The organism is Geodermatophilus arenarius (genome assembly GCF_042654585.1).
In the GTDB taxonomy this organism is placed as follows: Bacteria; Actinomycetota; Actinomycetes; order Mycobacteriales; family Geodermatophilaceae; genus Geodermatophilus; species Geodermatophilus arenarius.
In genome coordinates, this window is the sequence record NZ_JBHSGR010000006.1 from 23,029 (window position 1) to 38,960 (window position 15,932).

14 protein-coding genes are annotated in these 15,932 nt (G+C 75.6%); 5 read left to right on the plus strand and 9 right to left on the minus strand.

Annotated features, from left to right (window positions below; genetic code table 11):
* Positions 1-381: 381 nt before the first annotated feature.
* Both ACFO3M_RS07110 and ACFO3M_RS07115 read right to left on the minus strand, forming a co-directional pair.
* A complete protein-coding gene (locus ACFO3M_RS07110) occupies positions 382-984 on the minus strand; it encodes a hypothetical protein (protein WP_387987876.1) in 603 nt (200 codons plus the stop codon).
* 57 nt (positions 985-1,041) lie between these two features.
* Positions 1,042-3,039 (minus strand): thioredoxin domain-containing protein, encoded by a 1,998-nt coding sequence (locus ACFO3M_RS07115; RefSeq protein WP_387987877.1) that lies wholly within the window; start codon positions 3,037-3,039, stop codon positions 1,042-1,044.
* Positions 3,040-3,243: 204 nt separating this feature from the next.
* Between ACFO3M_RS07115 and ACFO3M_RS07120 the strand changes: the two genes are divergently transcribed.
* A complete protein-coding gene (locus ACFO3M_RS07120; RefSeq protein ID WP_387987878.1) occupies positions 3,244-3,798 on the plus strand; it encodes an AMIN-like domain-containing (lipo)protein in 555 nt (184 codons plus the stop codon).
* A 49-nt stretch (positions 3,799-3,847) separates the two neighbouring features.
* Here the strand turns inward: ACFO3M_RS07120 and ACFO3M_RS07125 are convergent, their stop codons facing one another.
* Together ACFO3M_RS07125 and mca are read right to left on the minus strand one after the other, a co-directional pair.
* Complete coding sequence (locus ACFO3M_RS07125) at positions 3,848-4,210, minus strand: hypothetical protein (protein WP_387987879.1); 363 nt, start codon at positions 4,208-4,210, stop codon at positions 3,848-3,850.
* Positions 4,207-5,094, minus strand: coding sequence for a mycothiol conjugate amidase Mca (gene mca / locus ACFO3M_RS07130; RefSeq protein WP_387987880.1), 888 nt, complete (start codon positions 5,092-5,094; stop codon positions 4,207-4,209). Before mca ends, ACFO3M_RS07125 begins: the two co-directional genes overlap by 4 nt.
* A gap of 219 nt (positions 5,095-5,313) precedes the next feature.
* Between mca and greA the strand changes: the two genes are divergently transcribed.
* A complete protein-coding gene (gene greA, locus ACFO3M_RS07135; RefSeq protein ID WP_110907602.1) occupies positions 5,314-5,814 on the plus strand; it encodes a transcription elongation factor GreA in 501 nt (166 codons plus the stop codon).
* A 14-nt stretch (positions 5,815-5,828) separates the two neighbouring features.
* The gene (locus ACFO3M_RS07140) at positions 5,829-6,149 is read left to right on the plus strand and encodes an RNHCP domain-containing protein (protein WP_387987881.1); all 321 of its coding nucleotides are present in this window, start codon (positions 5,829-5,831) and stop codon (positions 6,147-6,149) included.
* Between the two features lie 84 nt (positions 6,150-6,233).
* Here the strand turns inward: ACFO3M_RS07140 and ACFO3M_RS07145 are convergent, their stop codons facing one another.
* The 4 genes from ACFO3M_RS07145 to ilvA all read right to left on the minus strand — a co-directional run bounded on the left by ACFO3M_RS07145 (position 6,234) and on the right by ilvA (position 11,697).
* Positions 6,234-8,285, minus strand: a complete 2,052-nt coding sequence (locus ACFO3M_RS07145) for a M3 family metallopeptidase (RefSeq protein WP_387987882.1) — start codon at positions 8,283-8,285, stop codon at positions 6,234-6,236.
* A gap of 239 nt (positions 8,286-8,524) precedes the next feature.
* Positions 8,525-9,334 carry an ABC transporter permease gene (locus ACFO3M_RS07150; RefSeq protein ID WP_387987883.1) on the minus strand — a complete coding sequence of 270 codons (810 nt, stop codon included), beginning with the start codon at positions 9,332-9,334 and terminating at the stop codon, positions 8,525-8,527.
* Complete coding sequence (locus ACFO3M_RS07155; protein ID WP_387987884.1) at positions 9,331-10,335, minus strand: ATP-binding cassette domain-containing protein; 1,005 nt, start codon at positions 10,333-10,335, stop codon at positions 9,331-9,333. Before ACFO3M_RS07155 ends, ACFO3M_RS07150 begins: the two co-directional genes overlap by 4 nt.
* Positions 10,336-10,482: 147 nt before the next feature.
* Positions 10,483-11,697 (minus strand): threonine ammonia-lyase, encoded by a 1,215-nt coding sequence (ilvA, locus tag ACFO3M_RS07160; protein WP_387987885.1) that lies wholly within the window; start codon positions 11,695-11,697, stop codon positions 10,483-10,485.
* A gap of 85 nt (positions 11,698-11,782) precedes the next feature.
* Here ilvA and ACFO3M_RS07165 point away from each other — a divergent pair, with 85 nt between their 5' ends.
* Positions 11,783-13,246 carry a sigma 54-interacting transcriptional regulator gene (locus ACFO3M_RS07165; protein ID WP_387987886.1) on the plus strand — a complete coding sequence of 488 codons (1,464 nt, stop codon included), beginning with the start codon at positions 11,783-11,785 and terminating at the stop codon, positions 13,244-13,246.
* Positions 13,247-13,248: 2 nt separating this feature from the next.
* Positions 13,249-15,237 (plus strand): VWA domain-containing protein, encoded by a 1,989-nt coding sequence (locus ACFO3M_RS07170; protein ID WP_387987887.1) that lies wholly within the window; start codon positions 13,249-13,251, stop codon positions 15,235-15,237.
* Here ACFO3M_RS07170 and ACFO3M_RS07175 read toward each other — a convergent pair.
* Complete coding sequence (locus ACFO3M_RS07175) at positions 15,158-15,928, minus strand: maleylpyruvate isomerase family mycothiol-dependent enzyme (protein ID WP_387987888.1); 771 nt, start codon at positions 15,926-15,928, stop codon at positions 15,158-15,160. The two genes, ACFO3M_RS07170 and ACFO3M_RS07175, sit on opposite strands and share 80 nt — an antisense overlap.
* Between the last annotated feature and the right edge of the window lie 4 nt (positions 15,929-15,932).

A 15,932-nucleotide genomic window follows, 5' to 3' on the forward strand; every position in this document is an offset into this window, starting at 1 on the left:
CAGCGGCCCCCGGCCGGCGGCCACGAGCACCGCCGCGGCGGCCTCGGCGTGGCCGCGCTGCACCGCCGCGGAGCCGCCGTGGAGGCCGGCCCCCGCGCGGGTGGCCCACGGGCCGTCCTCGTCGTCGGGCGCCGGCGGGCGCCACGAGCGCCAGTGGTCCACCGCGGTCGTGTCCGGCGGGCCGCCCGCCGGGGTCGCCGGCGCGACCGGCGCCCGGCGGGCGTCCTGCGGCAGGTGGTGGGTCAGTCGACCACCGCCCGGCCGGTGCAGCCGGTCGGCGCCCACCGCTCGGCACGGGTGAGCGTGAGCAGCACCCGGGTGAGGTCCTCGTACGCCGTGTGCAGCAGCTCCCGCGGGCTCACCCCACCAGCCTGGCAGGGCTCACAGCTCCGGGCCGCGCGCCCGGACCTCCTCCACCGAGGCCATGGCGTCGCGCAGCTCGGTCAGCCAGGCGTCGGCGTGCTGCCCGACCAGGCGCACGGCCCAGACCAGCGCCTCCGAGCGGGAGCGGGCGACGCCGGCGTCGACGAGCGTGTCGAGCACCAGCCGCTCGGGCTGGCGGAGCCGGGTCATCACCGGCACCGAGGCGTTGGTGAACACCTCGCGGACGTCGCCGCACGAGGCGCCCCAGGCCACCGAGCGGCCGTAGCGCTCCTGGGCGGCGTCGGCGATGGCCATCCGCTGGCCGCGGGTGTCCTCGCGGAAGCGGGCGATGCGGCCGGCGCGGGCGGCGGTGGGGTCGCCCTCGCCGGCGTCGGGCTCGGCGAGCGGGCCGACGACGGTGATCTCGTCCCGGTCGACGGTGATCTCGGCCGGCCCGGTGAACCAGCCGTCGGGCAGCCGCCCGGCGAACCAGCCGGCGACCTCGGCGCGGTCGACCGGCGGGGTGTCGCCCCCGCGGCCGCCCGGGCCGCGGCGGCGCCAGCCGGGGGCGCCCATGCGGGCGAAGGGTGAGTCGGCGAAGCGGTGGTGGTGTCCGTGCACGACGGCCTCCTCCAGTGAGGTGCTTACGTGATTACACGGTAAGACCGCCGGGCGGGGTCAGGAAGGGGCCATCGCTGCGCTGAGAGCGGACACGTCCGTGACCGGCGCGGAGCAGACGAAGCCCCGGCACACGTATGCGGCGGGGCGCCCGCCGACGGGCGGCCGGTCGGCCAGCAGCGGCACCCCGGGGGTGTCCGGCTCCCCCACCACGACGACGGCGCCCGGGCTGGCCGAGCCCCGCGCGGCCGCGGCGAGCGCGTCCCGCTCGGGCCCGGCCGGGCCGCTGACGGCGACCTCGAGCGGCCCGGCCAGCAGTGCCTCCCCCACCGCCGCGGCCCAGCCCGCCGCCCGCGGCGCCCGGCGCACCAGCACGCCGAGCTGCCCGGTCGCGGCCTCGCCGAGCTCGCGGTGCCGCGGCGACCCGGCCAGCGCCGCGTAGGTGACGAACGCACCGGCGGCCGCGGCGACCCCGGCCGGCGTCGGCCCGTCGGCAGGGTCGAACGGGCGGTGCACCAGCGCCTCGGCGTCGGCGGCGGTGTCGTGCCACCCGTCGGCGTCGAGGAACTGCTCCGCGACGACGTCGAGCAGGTCACCGGCCCAGTCCAGCCACCGGCCCTCCCCGGTCGCCTGGTGCAGCGCGAGCAACCCCTCGGCGAGGTCGCCGTGGTCCTCGAGCACCCCGGCCGGCGTCCCGGCGACGCCGTCCCGCGAGGCCCGCCGCAGCCGCCCGCCCACCCAGTGGACGTCCGCGAGGAGCTCCGCCGCGCGGCGGGCGGCGTCCACCGACGCGGGGGTGCCGGTGAGCACGCCGTGCTCGGCCAGCGCGGCGACGGCCAGCCCGTTCCAGGCGGTGACCACCTTGTCGTCGCGGGCGGGCTGCGGGCGCCGGGCGCGGGCGGCGAGCAGCCGCTCGCGCACGGAGGCGAAGCGGGCGGGGTCGTCGGGATCACGAGGCAGCTGCAGCGTGGAGGTGCCGTGCTCGAACGTGCCGCGCCCGGTCACCGCGAACAGCTCTGCGGCCCAGCGGCCGTCGTCGTCGCCGAGCACCTCGGTGAGCTGGGCCGGCGTCCACACGTAGGTCAGGCCCTCGACGCCGTCGGTGTCGGCGTCTAGCGCGCTGGCGAAGCCGCCCTCGGGCGTGCCGAGGTCGCGGACGAGGAAGGCGGCGGTCGCGTCGGCCACGCGCCGCGCCCACTCCTCGCCGGTGGCCCGCCACAGGTGCAGGTAGACGCGCAGGAGCAGGGCGTTGTCGTAGAGCATCTTCTCGAAGTGCGGCACCACCCAGCGCTCGTCGACCGAGTAGCGGGCGAAGCCGCCGGCCAGCTGGTCGTGGATGCCGCCGCGGGCCATCGCCTCCAGCGTGCGGCGGGCCACCTCCAGCGAGCGCGCGTCCCCGCTGCGGGCGGCGTGCCGCAGCAGGAACTCCAGCAGCATCGACGGCGGGAACTTCGGGGCGCCGCCGAACCCGCCATGCCGGTCGTCGTGGTCGGCGGCGACCGCGGCCGCGGCGCCGTCGAGGTCGGCGGCCGACAGCGGCGTGGGCGGCCCGAGGTCCAGGCGGCGGGAGATGCCCTCCGCGATCCGGGTGCCGGCCTCCTCGAGCTGGTCGCGGCGCTGCGTCCAGGCCTCGGAGACGGCGGTGAGCACCTGCCGGAACGCCGGCACGCCGCCGGCGGGGCGCGGCGGGTAGTAGGTGCCGCAGTAGAACGGCCGCCCGTCGGGGGTGGTGAAGACCGTCATCGGCCAGCCGCCGGAGCCGGTGAGCGCCTGGGTGGCGGTCATGTAGACGCTGTCGACGTCGGGCCGCTCCTCCCGGTCGACCTTGACGCACACGAACCCGGCGTTCATCTGCGCCGCGGTCGCCTCGTCCTCGAACGACTCGTGCGCCATCACGTGGCACCAGTGGCAGGCGGCGTACCCGACGCTCACCAGCACCGGGACGTCCCGCTCGCGCGCCTCGGCGAAGGCCTCCTCGCCCCACTCGCGCCAGTCGACCGGGTTGTCCGCGTGCTGCAGCAGGTAGGGGCTGGTCGCGGCGGCGAGGCGGTTCGGCACGGTCCGGGGATACCCATCGTCACCCGGCGGCAACGGGAAGGCGATGTGCCATGTCGTGTCGCGCCCGGGACGCCGTTTCCTGTCACTTCTCCACATCGGACGGTGTCCCGGATCGACGCCCGTGGGCGATCAGAGCCATGGCATCTGCGCCGCCGTCGGCGCATCCTCCCCGCGTCCGCATCCCCCTGACCCCGGGAGCCCACCATGAGCACCACCCGCACCCGCACCGCCGTCGTCCTGGCCGCCGCCACGGCCGCCCTCGGCCTCGCCCTGCCCTCCGCCTCCGCCGCCTCGTGCAGCACGGCGTGGGGCTCCCAGCCGGAGACCGTCTCCGACGGCGGCGGCGGCACCCTCGACGACGTCCGCGCCGGCCGCCACGACTGCTACGACCGGCTGGTCCTGGACCTCGACGGGATCGACGCCGCCGACGTGGGCTACGACGTCCGGTACGTGCCCCAGGTCGTGCAGGACGGCTCGGGCCGGCCCGTGCCCCTGCGCGGGGCGGCCGACCTGCAGGTCGTCGTGCACACCCCCGGGCACACCGACGCCGGGGCGGCGACCTACGACCCGCGCACCGACGCCGAGGCCGTCGCCGTCGGCGGCTACCGCACCTTCCGGCAGGTCGCCTACGCCGGCTCGTTCGAGGGCAGCAGCACCGTCGGACTCGGCGTCCGCGCCCGCCTGCCGTTCCGCGTGCTGGTCCTCGACGGTCCCGGCGACGGCTCGCGCCTCGTCGTCGACGTCGCGCACACCTGGTGAGCACCACGACCGGGCCGGGACCACCCCCGGCCCGGTCGGCCCGCCGGCGTCAGCGCGCCGGCGGGTCCGTCCGGTCGTCGCGCCCGGGGGCGCTCCGCTTCGGTCCCTCGATGGCGCGGGGCGCGCGGCGCAGGTCGTCGAGCAGGTCCTGACCGGGCCGGCGCGGCGGGTCGACCAGCTCCGCCGGGGTGTCGGGGACGACGACCTGCGGGTGGTCGTCCTCCGGCTCGAAGCTGCGCGGGATCCGCTTGAGGTGCCGGTTCATCGACCGGACCAGCAGGAACACGGCGAGCAGCAGGACCAGGGTGAGGAACAGCCCGAACGGGCCGGACTTGCCGACGTCCTCGGGCAGCTGCTCCTCGGCGGCCAGGACCGCCCCGGCCAGCGCGCCGCTCACCAGCCCGGTGGTCACGGGACCGGCACCTCGCTGCGGATGCCGGCGAACAGGTCGTCCTCCGGCAGCGTCGAGTCCACCAGCGAGCGGGCCAGCTCGTAGTCCTCGGTCGGCCACACCCGCTGCTGCAGGTCCATCGGGCAGGCGAACCAGCGGCCGTTCGGGTCGATCTGGGTGGCGTGCGCGATCAGCGCGGCGTCCCGCACCGGGAAGTACTCGGCGCACGGGACGCGGGTGGTGACGCGGTGGCTCATGTCGCGCTCCGGGTCCCAGTTCGCCAGCCACTCGGCGTAGGGCGACTCGGCTCCGGTCTCGAGCATCGCCTCGTGCAGCGCCCGCGTCCGGGTCAGCGTGAAGCCCATGTGGTAGTAGAGCTTACTCGGCTGCCAGGGCTCGCCCAGCTCGGGGTAGCGCTCCGGGTCACCGGCCGCCTCGAAGGCGTGCACCGAGACCTCGTGGGTCTTGATGTGGTCGGGGTGCGGGTAGCCACCGCGCTCGTCGTAGGTGAGCACGACCTGCGGGCGGAACCGGCGGATCAGCGCCACCAGCGGCGCGGCCGCCTCCTCGGTGGGGACCAGCGCGAAGCAGCCCTCGGGCAGCGGCGGCAGCGGGTCGCCCTCGGGCAGGCCGGAGTCGACGAACCCGAGGAACTCCTGCTGGACGCCGAGGATCTCCCGGGCCCGGGCCATCTCCTCGACGCGCAGCTGCGGCAGGCGCTCCCAGATCTCCGGGCGGTCCAGCGAGGGGTTCAGCACCGAGCCGCGCTCACCGCCGGTGCAGGTCGCCACCATCACCTCGACGCCCTCGGCGACGTACTTCGCCATCGTCGCCGCGCCCTTGCTCGACTCGTCGTCGGGGTGGGCGTGCACGGCGAGCAGGCGCAACTGGTCGGCGTCGGTCACCTCCCCAGTGTCCCCCGACGCGCCGACGGAACGCCGCCGACGGGTCCCCCGGAGGGCTGGATGTGGTGCCTGTCACGGGATGCTCCGGTACCGTCCGCTCCCCGGCAGGGAGCGGATCGCGTCCCTGCACGGGCCGCCCGGCCGGTGTTAGCTTGGCCGGATCGACGTCGCCGCCTCCCGACCGGGACGCGGCTCCCGAGCTGTGCAGGAGTACCCCGCGTGACCACCCCCACTGAGAACGAGCAGGGCATCTGGCTGACCCAGGAGGCCCACGACCGGCTGAAGGCCGAGCTCGACCAGTTGGTGGCCGGCCGGCCCGCCATGGCCGCCGAGATCAACGCCCGCCGCGAGGAGGGCGACCTCAAGGAGAACGGTGGCTACCACGCCGCCAAGGAGGAGCAGGGCAAGCAGGAGGGCCGGATCCGGCAGCTGACCGACCTGCTCCGCAAGGCGCGCGTGGGCGAGCCGCCGACGACGGCCACCACCGCCGAGCTCGGCACCGTCATCACCATCCGCTTCCAGGGCGACGACGAGACCGAGAAGTTCCTGCTCGGCTCCCGCGAGATCGCGGGCACCACGGACCTCGCCGTCTACTCGCCGGAGTCGGCGATGGGCTCGGCGATCCTCGGCGCGAAGCCGGGCACCTCGGTCACCTACCAGGCGCCCAACGGCCGCGACATCACCGTCGAGGTCGTCGCCGTCGAGCCGTTCGTCCCCTGACCCGGCCCCGCGTCGTGGCCCGCTCCCGGCGGGCGGAGAACACCGGCTTCGTCTGCGTGCACTGCGCCGCCGACGTCCCCGCGAACACCGACGGGCACTACCGCAACCACTGCCCGGTGTGCCTGTGGTCGCTACACGTCGACGACCTGCCCGGCGACCGCGCCAGCGACTGCCGGCAGCCGATGCAGCCGATCGGCCTGGTGGAGAAGTCCGGCAAGGGCTGGCAGGTGGTGCACCGCTGCACGGCGTGCGGTCACCGCCAGCCCAACCGGCTCGTCCGCGACGGCGACGCCCCCGACGACCTGGACCTGGTCCTCTCGCTCCCCTGGTTGTAGGCCGCCGCTCCCGGGGCGTTCCTCGCGGTCCGGCGGTGCTGCAGGACCCCCGGAGGACGAGGAACGCTCCAGGAGCGGACGCGCTCAGGCGGGCGCCAGCCCGCGGCGGCGGAGCAGGGGTGCCGGGTCGGCGTCGCGTCCGCGGACGGCGCGGAAGGCCTCCAGCGGATCCACCGACCCGCCGCGGGACAGCAGCCGCTCGCGGAAGACGTCGCCGTTCTCCCGCCGCAGGCCCCCGTTCTCCCGGAACCACTCGACGGTGTCGGCGTCGAGCACCTCCGACCAGATGTAGGAGTAGTAACCCGCCGCGTAGCCGCCGGCGAAGACGTGCTGGAAGTACGTCGTCCGGTAGCGCGGCGGCACCAGGTCGGAGGCGACGCCGGCCGCCTCGAGCGCCCGCCGCTCGAACTCCGCCGGGTCGCCGATCTCGGTCTCCGGGGTGATCCGGTGCCAGGCCTGGTCCAGCAGCGTCGCGGCGAGGTACTCCAGCGTCGCGAACCCCTCGCCCCACAGCCGGGCGGCGTCGAGCGCCTCGACGGCGGACGACGGCAGCGGCTCCCCCGTCTCGACGTGCCGCGCGTAGTGCGCGAGCACCTCCGGCCACAGCGCCCACACCTCGTTGACCTGGCTCGGGAACTCGACGAAGTCCCGCGGCACCGCGGTCCCGGCGAAGCGCGGGTAGGTCACGGCGGAGCTCAGCCCGTGCAGCGCGTGGCCGAACTCGTGGAACAGCGTGTCGACCTCGTCGAGGGTCAGCAGCGTCGGCCGCCCCTCGGGCGCGCGGGCCACGTTGAGGTTGTTGACGACGACCGGCCGGGTGCCCAGCAGCCGCGACTGGGAGACGAACGAGCTCATCCACGCGCCGCCGCGCTTGCCCTCGCGCGCGGTGAAGTCGCCGAGGTAGAGGCCGACCGCCTCGCCGTCGGGACCGCTGACCTCCCACACGCGGACGTCGGGGTGGTAGCCGGCGAGGTCCGGGCGGGGGGTGAACCGGAAGCCGTAGAGCAGCTCCGCGGCGCGGAAGACGCCGTCGACGAGCACCCGGTCCAGCTCGAACCACGACCGCAGCGCGGCGGTGTCGACCGAGTACCGCTCCGCGCGCACCCGCTCGCTGTAGAAGGCCCAGTCCCAGGGCGCGAGCTCCGCGACGCCGTCGCGGGCGGCGACCTCGGCCAGCACCGCGGCCTCCGCCCGCGCGTTCGCCGTCGACGGGCCGACCATCGGGGTGAGCATCGCGTCGACGGCGGCGGTGCTGCCGGCGGTCTGGTCGGCGAGGACCAGGTCGGCGTGGGTGGCGAAGCCGAGCAGCCGGGCGCGCTCGGCCCGCACCCGGGCGATCCGGACGGCCACCGGCCCGTTGTCGTGCTCTCCGGACGACGCGCGGGTCACCGACGCCTCGAACACGCGGCGGCGCAGCTCCCGGTCCCGCAGCTTGGCCAGCACCGGCTGGCCGGTGGGCAGCAGCAGCGGCAGCACGTACCCGTCCAGGCCGCGGTCGGCGGCGGCGGCGACCTCCTCCTCGGACAGCCCGTCGAGCTCGGCGGCATCCGCGACCCGGACGGCGGCGGCCTCGGTGGCCAGCTGCAGGTTCTGCCCGAACTGCGTGGACAGCTCCGACAGCTCCCGGTTCAGCCCCGACAGCCGGGCGCGGCCGGCCCCGTCGAGCCGGGCGCCGGCCAGCACCCGGTCGAGGTGGTGCCGCTCCACCAGCCGGACCGCCTCGGGGTCCAGGTCCGCGGAGTGCCGGTCGGCGTGCACGGCGTCGACGCGGGCGAACAGCGCGGGGTCCAGCCGCAGCGCGTCGGCGTGCGCGGCCTCCAGCGGCGCGAGCTCGCGCTCGATCTCCCGCAGCCGCGGCGAGGACAGCGACGAGGACAGGTTGCCGAACACCGCCTCGGCCCGGCGCAGCAGCGCGCCGGAGCGCTCGAGGGCCTCGATCGTGTTCGCGAAGGTCGGCGGCTCGGCCGAGCCGGTGATCGCGGCGATCTCCGCGCGCTGCTCGGCCATCCCGGCCAGGACCGCCTCGCGGCAGTGCTCGAGGGTGATGTCGGCGAACGGCGGCAGCCCGTACGGCAGCGGCGACTCGGCGAACAGCGGGTTGTCAGCGGACACGGCGGGGGCGGACTCGGCGCTCATCGCCGTCCATCCTGCGCCGCCCCGGAGCGTCGGACACGGGTGACCCGGAACCGGCGAGGTCCCGGGCCACCCGTGTCCAGGCATGACACCGCGGTCCTGACACCGCGGTCCTCCCGGACCGCACCGCGACCACGTGCCGTCCCGGCTGCCGCCGAGCCGGACCCGCCGCTCCTCGCGGAGGCCTCCGGCCCCCACGCGTCCCGGCGACGGCGGCTCCGCCGCCGGGACGAGCGCGCGGATCAGCGGCTGGCGGTGCGCTGGTAGAGGCGGACCGACAGCGGCACGAACACCGCGAGGATGACCGCCGTCCAGATCAGCGTGTACAGCACCGGGTTCTGCAGCGGCCACGCGTCGGGCACCGGGTAGCCGGCGGGCACGTTGCCGAACAGCTCCCGCGCGGCCAGCGTCACCGAGGAGACGGGGTTCCACTCGGCGAAGGTGCGCAGCACCGCCGGGAAGGTCTCCAGCGGCACGAAGGTGTTGGCGATGAACGTCAGCGGGAAGATCACGATGAAGCTGGCGTTGTTCACCACCTCCGGCGTGCGTACCAGCAGCCCCACCACCGCCATCAGCCACGAGATCGCGTAGGCGAACACGAGCAGCACGAGGAACCCGCCCACCGCCTCGCCGATCGAGGAGTTGATCCGCCACCCGACCACCAGGCCGGTCAGCGCCATCACCGTGATCGAGATGACGTTGAGCCCGGAGTCGGCGATCGTGCGCCCGACCAGCACCGCCGACCGGGACATCGGCAGCGACCGGAACCGGTCGATCAGCCCCTTCTGCAGGTCCTCGGCGATGCTCGCGCCGGTGACGGTCGACCCGAAGACGACGGTCTGCGCGAAGATGCCCGGCAGCAGGAACTCCGCGTAGCTGATGCCCGGCGGCAGCCCGCCGATGGCGCCGCCGAACACGTAGCGGAACAGCACCACGAACATGATCGGCGACAGCGTCGCGAACACGATCAGGTCGGGCACCCGCTTGACCTTGATCAGGTTGCGCTTGGTGATGACGACGCTGTCGGACAGCGTCGCGGCCAGCGAGGTCATCGCACGCCTCCCGTGGGGACCGGCTCGGCCGGGGTCTCGTCGGTGGCGCCGGCGTCCCCGCCCTCGGCGGCGTGGCCGGTCAGCGCCAGGAACACGTCGTCGAGGTCGGGGCGGCGCAGCCCGACGTCGAAGATGTCGGCGGTGTGGCCGTCGAGCCGGCGCAGCGCGTCGGCCAGGACCTCCGCGCCGCCGCTGACCGGGATGCTCAGCCGGCGCGCCTGCTCGTCGACGTGCGGCTCGTCCACCGCCAGCGGCCGCAGCCGCGCGACCATCTCCGGCAGGGCGCCGGCGTCGGTGACCGCGAACTCCAGCCGCTGCCCGCCGACCTGCGCCTTGAGCTCGTCGGCCGTGCCGCGCGCGATCGCCCGGCCGCGGTCGATGACCACCATCCCGTCGGCCAGCCGGTCGGCCTCCTCCAGGTACTGGGTGGTGAGCAGGATCGTCGTCCCGCCGTCGGCGAGGTCGGCGATGAACTCCCACATCGCCAGCCGGCTGCGCGGGTCGAGCCCGGTGGTGGGCTCGTCGAGGAAGAGCACCCGCGGCCGGGCGATGAGCGAGGCGGCGATGTCCAGCCGCCGGCGCATGCCGCCGGAGTAGGTCTTCGCCGGCCGGTTCGCGGCGTCGGTGAGGTCGAACCGCTCGAGCAGCTCCCCCGCCCGGGCCCGCGACTCCCGCTTCCCCAGCCGGTACAGCCGGCCCACCATCTCCAGGTTCTCGAAGCCGGTCAGGTACTCGTCGACCGCGGCGTACTGCCCGGTCAGCCCGATGACCGAGCGCACCCGGTCCGGCTCCCGGACGACGTCGACGCCGGCCACCTGCGCGCGCCCGCCGTCGGGCTGCAGCAGCGTGGTCAGGATGCGGACGACGGTCGTCTTGCCCGCGCCGTTGGGCCCGAGCAGGCCGAGCACCGTGCCCTCGGGAACGGCGAGGTCCACCCCCGCCAGCGCCGTGTTCGACCCGAAGCGCTTCTGCAGTCCCTCGACGAGGATCGCGTCGTTCATGACAGGGAAACTAGGTGTGAGCACCGACACTTCCCGAGTCCTTTTCGCGACCCGCGAACGACCCGACGCCTGCTGTTCTCTCCCACGACACCTCTCCCTGTCCGACGGTCCCGGAGGGCAGACCGACGGACGCGGGAGAAGTGAGCGCTAGGCCTCCGAGACGGCGAAGCCGGCCTGCTCGAGCGCGCCGGCGACGGTCCGCGCGTGGTCCGGGCCGCGGGTCTCGAGGACGACGAACACCTCGACCTGCCCGAGGTCCAGGCGCGTCGCCGTCCGCTCGTGCTCGACCTCGAGGACGTTCGCGCCGGCCTCGGCCAGGACGGCGAGCACCGCGGCCAGCGACCCCGGCCGGTCGGGGACGGCCAGGCGCAGCCGCAGGTACCGGCCGGCGGCGGCCATGCCGTGCTGGACCACCTTCATCATCAGCACCGGGTCGACGTTGCCGCCAGACACCACGGCGACCACCGGCGGCCGGAACACCTCCGGCTCGGCCATCACGGCCGCGACCGCGGCCACCCCGGCCGGCTCGACGACGAGCTTGGCCCGCTCCAGGCAGAACAGCAGCGCGCGGGAGAGGTCCTCCTCCCCCACCGTGCGCACGTCGTCGACCAGGTCGCGGACGTGCGCGAGGGTGAGGTCGCTGGGCGCGCCGACGGCGATCCCGTCGGCCATCGTGGACACCCCGGTCAGCGCCACCGGCCGCCCGACGGCCAGCGACCCGGGGAAGGCGGCGGCCCCGGCCGCCTGCACCGCCACGACCCGCGCCTCGGGCCGCCGTGCCCGCACCGCGGCGGCCACCCCGGACACCAGCCCGCCGCCGCCGGTGCAGACGACGACGGTGGCGACGTCGGGGCACTGCTCGAGCAGCTCCAGCCCGACCGTCCCCTGCCCGGCGATGACGTCGGGGTGGTCGAAGGGGTGGATGAACACCGCCCCGGTCGCCCCGGCGTGCTCGACGGCGGCCGCCAGCGCCGCGGTCAGGTCGACCCCGACCAGGCGCGCGTCGGCGCCGTAGCCACGGGTGGCGGCGACCTTCGGCAGCGGCGCGGACTCGGGCATGAACACCGTGGCGCGGACACCGAGCATCCGGGCGGCCAGCGCCACCCCCTGCGCGTGGTTGCCGGCGCTGGCCGCGACGACCCCGCGGGCCCGCTCCTCCGCGGTCAGCCGGGACAGCCGCACGTAGGCGCCGCGGAACTTGAACGAGCCGGTGTGCTGCAGGTTCTCGCACTTGAGGTGCACCGGACCGCCGACCCGCTCGGCCAGCGCCCGCGAGTGCTCCAGCGGCGTGCGCCGGGCGACCCCGTCGAGCAGCCCGGCGGCGGCGACGACGTCGGCTCCGGTGACCAGCTCCGCTCCCATGCCCCGATCCTCGCAGGGAGCGCGATCCCGACCCGGCCGACGCAGCGGCTCCCGCATCGTGCCTGGTCGTCGTACCGTGGCTGAGGTGACGGACGTCGCCCCAGCGCAGACCCCACCCGCACCCACGACCCTCGGCGAGCTCCGTGCCAGCGGAGCCGTCGCCCGGCCGGTCAAGGCCGAGATCCGCGCCAACCTGCTCGCCCGCCTGGGCGCCGGCGAGCCCACCCTCCCGGGCATCGTCGGCTTCGAGGACACCGTCGTCCCCGAGGTCGAGCGGGCCCTCATCGCCGGCCACGACCTCGTCCTGCTGGGCGAGCGCGGCCAGGGCAAGACCCGCCTCATCCGCACCCTCGTCGGCCTGCTCGACGAGTGGACGCCGGTCCTCGCCGGCAGCGAGCTCAACGAGCACCCGCTGCAGCCGATCAGCGTGTGGGCGCACCGTCAGATCGCCGAGCACGGCGACGACACCCCGGTCGGCTGGCTGCACCGCAGCGAGCGCTTCGGCGAGAAGCTGGCCACCCCCGACACCAGCGTGGGCGACCTCATCGGCGACGTCGACCCGATCAAGGTGGCCGAGGGCCGCACGCTGGGCGACCCCGAGACGGTCCACTACGGCCTGGTCCCGCGCACCAACCGCGGCATCTTCAGCGTCAACGAGCTGCCCGACCTCGCCGAGCGGATCCAGGTCGCGCTGCTCAACGTGCTCGAGGAGCGCGACATCCAGATCCGCGGCTACCGCGTGCGGCTGCCGCTGGACCTGCTGCTCGTGGCCAGCGCCAACCCGGAGGACTACACCAACCGCGGGCGGATCATCACCCCGCTCAAGGACCGCTTCGGCGCCGAGGTGCGCACCCACTACCCGCTCGAGCTCGCCGACGAGATCCGCCTGCTGGACCAGGAGGCACGGACCAGCGGCCTCGGCGCCCCCAGCGGGCACGACGCGTTCGACGCCCCCGTCGTCCCCCAGCACCTGGTCGAGATCGTCGCCCGGTTCACCCGGCTGGTCCGCGAGTCCAGCCACGTCGACCAGCGATCCGGCGTCAGCGCCCGGTTCGCGATCGCCGGGCTGGAGACGGTGGCCGCCTCCGCCGTCCGCCGTGCCGCGATCGCCGGGGAGACCCGGCCGGTGGCCCGGGTGGTCGACCTGCCGGGGGTCGTCCCGGCCAGCCGCGGCAAGGTCGAGTTCGCCGACGCCGGCAGCGACCCCGACGACGACCGGGAGGTGGAGGTGCTGGAGCACCTGCTGCGGCAGGCGACCGCGCAGACCTTTCGGGCCCGGTGCGGCGGGCTGGACCTGACCGGCCTGCAGGAGCACTTCACCGGCGGCGAGACCGTCGAGTCCGGCGAGCTGGTGCCGGGCGCGGCGCTGCTGGGCCAGCTGGGCACCATCCCGCGGCTGGCCGAGCTGCTGGGCCGCCTCGGCGTCCCGGAGGGCGAGGAGTCCGCCGAGCAGGCGGCCGCCGCGGTCGAGTTCGCCCTCGAGGGGCTCTACCTCACCCGCCGGCTGGCCAAGGACACCGACGGCACCCGCACGGTGTACGGGGCCTGACGGTGGCGCGCCCACGCCCCGGCAGGGGGTACCGGTACGGCCGCTGGCGGGGCGGGCCCGACCCGCTGGCCCCGCCCTACGACCTGGGCAGCGCCGTCGACGAGATCGGCGACTCGGTGCTCGGCGGGAGCGGCGTCCGCGAGGCGCTGCGGGAGCTGCTGCGCCGCGGCATGGACGGCCGGCGCGGGCTCGACGAGCTGCGCCGCTCGGTGCGGGAGCGGCTGCGGCAGGCCCGCACCGCGGGCCGGATGGACGGCACGCTGCAGGAGGTCCGCGAGCTGCTCGACCGGGCGCTCGCGGCCGAGCGCCGGGAGCTGTTCCCCGACCCCGACGACCTGGCCCGGCTCAAGGAGGCCGAGCTCGACGCGCTGCCGCAGGACACCGCGGGCGCGGTCCGGGCGCTCAAGGAGTACGACTGGGCCTCGGCCGAGGCCCGGCAGACCTACGACCAGATCCAGGACCTGCTGCGGCGGGAGGTGCTCGACAGCTCCTTCGCCAACATGAAGCAGGCGCTGCAGAACGCCACCGAGCAGGACGTGCAGGCGGTCAAGGACATGGTCGCCGACCTGTCGCAGCTGGTGGACGCGCACAACCGCGGTGAGGACACCGAGGAGCGCTTCCGCGAGTTCATGGAGAAGCACGGGCAGTTCTTCCCCGACGACCCCCAGTCGGTGGACGAGCTGATCGACTCCCTCGCCCGCCGGGCCGCCGCGCAGGAGCGGATGATGGCCGGCCTGTCGCCCGAGCAGCGGGCGGAGCTGGCCGACCTGATGGCGCAGACCATGTCCGACCTGGGGCTGGCCAGCGAGATGGCCCACCTGCAGGACGCGCTGCGCCAGGCCCGTCCCGACCTGCCCTGGGGCCAGCGCGGCCAGGTGCCCGACGGCGAGCAGGGCCTGGGCCTCGGCGACGCCACCAGCGCCGTCGCGGAGCTGGCCGACCTCGAGGCGCTGTCCAACCAGCTCTCGCAGGGCTACGCCGGCGCCTCGCTGGCCGACGTCGACGAGGAGCTGCTGGAGCAGGCGCTGGGCCGCGAGGCCGTCGACGACCTCGCGGCGCTGCGGCAGATGGAGCGCGAGCTGGAGCGGCAGGGCTACCTCAACCGCTCCGACGGCAAGCTGGAGCTCTCGCCGAAGGCGGTGCGCCGGCTGGGCGCCACCGCGCTGCGGCGGGTGTTCGCCAAGCTCGACGCCACCGGCCGCGGCGAGCACGACGTCGCCGACGCCGGCGCCGCCGGGGAGCTCACCGGCAGCTCGCGGGAGTGGCAGTTCGGCGACGAGCAGCCGCTCGACGTCGTCCGCACGGTCCGCAACGCCGTGCTGCGCACCGCCGGCGACCCGCACGGGGACGGCGACCGCCGGGTCCGCATCGCCGTCGAGGACTTCGAGGTCGTGGAGACCGAGCGGCGCACCGGCGCCGCGGTCGCGCTGCTGGTCGACCTGTCCTACTCGATGGCGCTGCGCGGCACGTGGGGGGCGGCCAAGTCGACGGCGATGGCGCTGCACTCGCTGGTGACCACCCGCTTCCCGCAGGACGCGATCCAGATCATCGGGTTCTCGTCGACCGCGCAGGTGCTCAAGCCCGAGACGCTGGCCGAGCTGAGCGTCGACACGCTGCAGGGCACCAACCTGCAGCACGGGCTGATCCTCGCCCGCCGGTTCCTGGCCCGGCACCGGGACGCGGAGCCGGTGGTCCTCGTGGTCACCGACGGCGAGCCGACGGCGCACCTGGAGGAGGACGGCACGCCGTACTTCTGCTGGCCGCCGATGCCCGAGACGATCGCCCGGACCGTCGCCGAGGTGGAGCGGGTGGCCCGGTCCGGCGCGACGCTCAACGTGTTCGCGCTCGACCCCGAGCCGGGGCTGGTGCACTTCGTCCACGACATCACCGCGCGCGCCGGCGGCCGGGTCTTCACGCCCGACAGCGAGCGGCTCGGCGAGTACGTCGTCGCGGACTACCTGCGCACCCGTCGGGGACGCCGGGCCCGCTGAGGGGAGGGGTCGCCGCGGGCCCCGGGCCCGCGGCGGCCCTACCCGGACCGGCGGGCGGCCACCGGCCCTCAGCGGCGGCGCAGCACCCGGCCGTCGGGAGGGTGCGACCGCTCAGGAGCGCGACCAGCGGGCCGCTGTCCGCGCGGACGACCTCACCGTCGCCCCGGCTCCACGCGGTGTCGGCGGCCTCGAGGCGGACACCGGTCAGGTCGAGCCCGAAGACGGCGCCGTCCGCGGCGGCGAGCCGGTCGAGGACGGCGACCACGGCCCCGGCCGGTGCGACCGGCGGCCGCCCGAGCGCGACGGTCACGTCCAGGGAGTGGATGACGGCGTGGCTCAGGGCCCCGGCCGCGCCACCGCCCGGCGGCTGCCACCCGTGCAGGACCGGCGAGCGCAGGGCGTCCAGCAGCTCGGCTGCCGGCAGGGAGGCGTCGCGGTCCGCCACGGTGTCGGAGAGCCGGGCGAAGTCCCCGCCCGCGGCCGCCATCTCGGCCCCGAACTGCTCGGCCGACAGCCGCGCGGGCATCGTCACGTGCGCCACCACGTGCCGGACCCGCCAGCCCGCGCACAGCGAGGGGGCGTCCCAGGTGCCGGCCGGCCCGGAGGCCAGCAGGTCCGCCAGGCCGTCGTACGTCTGCCCCACCCAGGACCGGAGGTCGTGCGCGTCCACCTCGTGCAGGCTCTCCGCCATCTCG

Coding starts and splice junctions, on each gene's coding strand:
- ACFO3M_RS07120 (WP_387987878.1), top strand. CDS start 3,244: ATGAGCACCACCCGCACCCGCACCGCCGTCGTCCTGGCCGCCGCCACG.
- ACFO3M_RS07145 (WP_387987882.1), bottom strand. CDS start 8,285: ATGAGCGCCGAGTCCGCCCCCGCCGTGTCCGCTGACAACCCGCTGTTC.
- ACFO3M_RS07150 (WP_387987883.1), bottom strand. CDS start 9,334: ATGACCTCGCTGGCCGCGACGCTGTCCGACAGCGTCGTCATCACCAAG.
- ACFO3M_RS07155 (WP_387987884.1), bottom strand. CDS start 10,335: ATGAACGACGCGATCCTCGTCGAGGGACTGCAGAAGCGCTTCGGGTCG.
- ilvA (WP_387987885.1), bottom strand. CDS start 11,697: ATGGGAGCGGAGCTGGTCACCGGAGCCGACGTCGTCGCCGCCGCCGGG.
- ACFO3M_RS07175 (WP_387987888.1), bottom strand. CDS start 15,928: ATGGCGGAGAGCCTGCACGAGGTGGACGCGCACGACCTCCGGTCCTGG.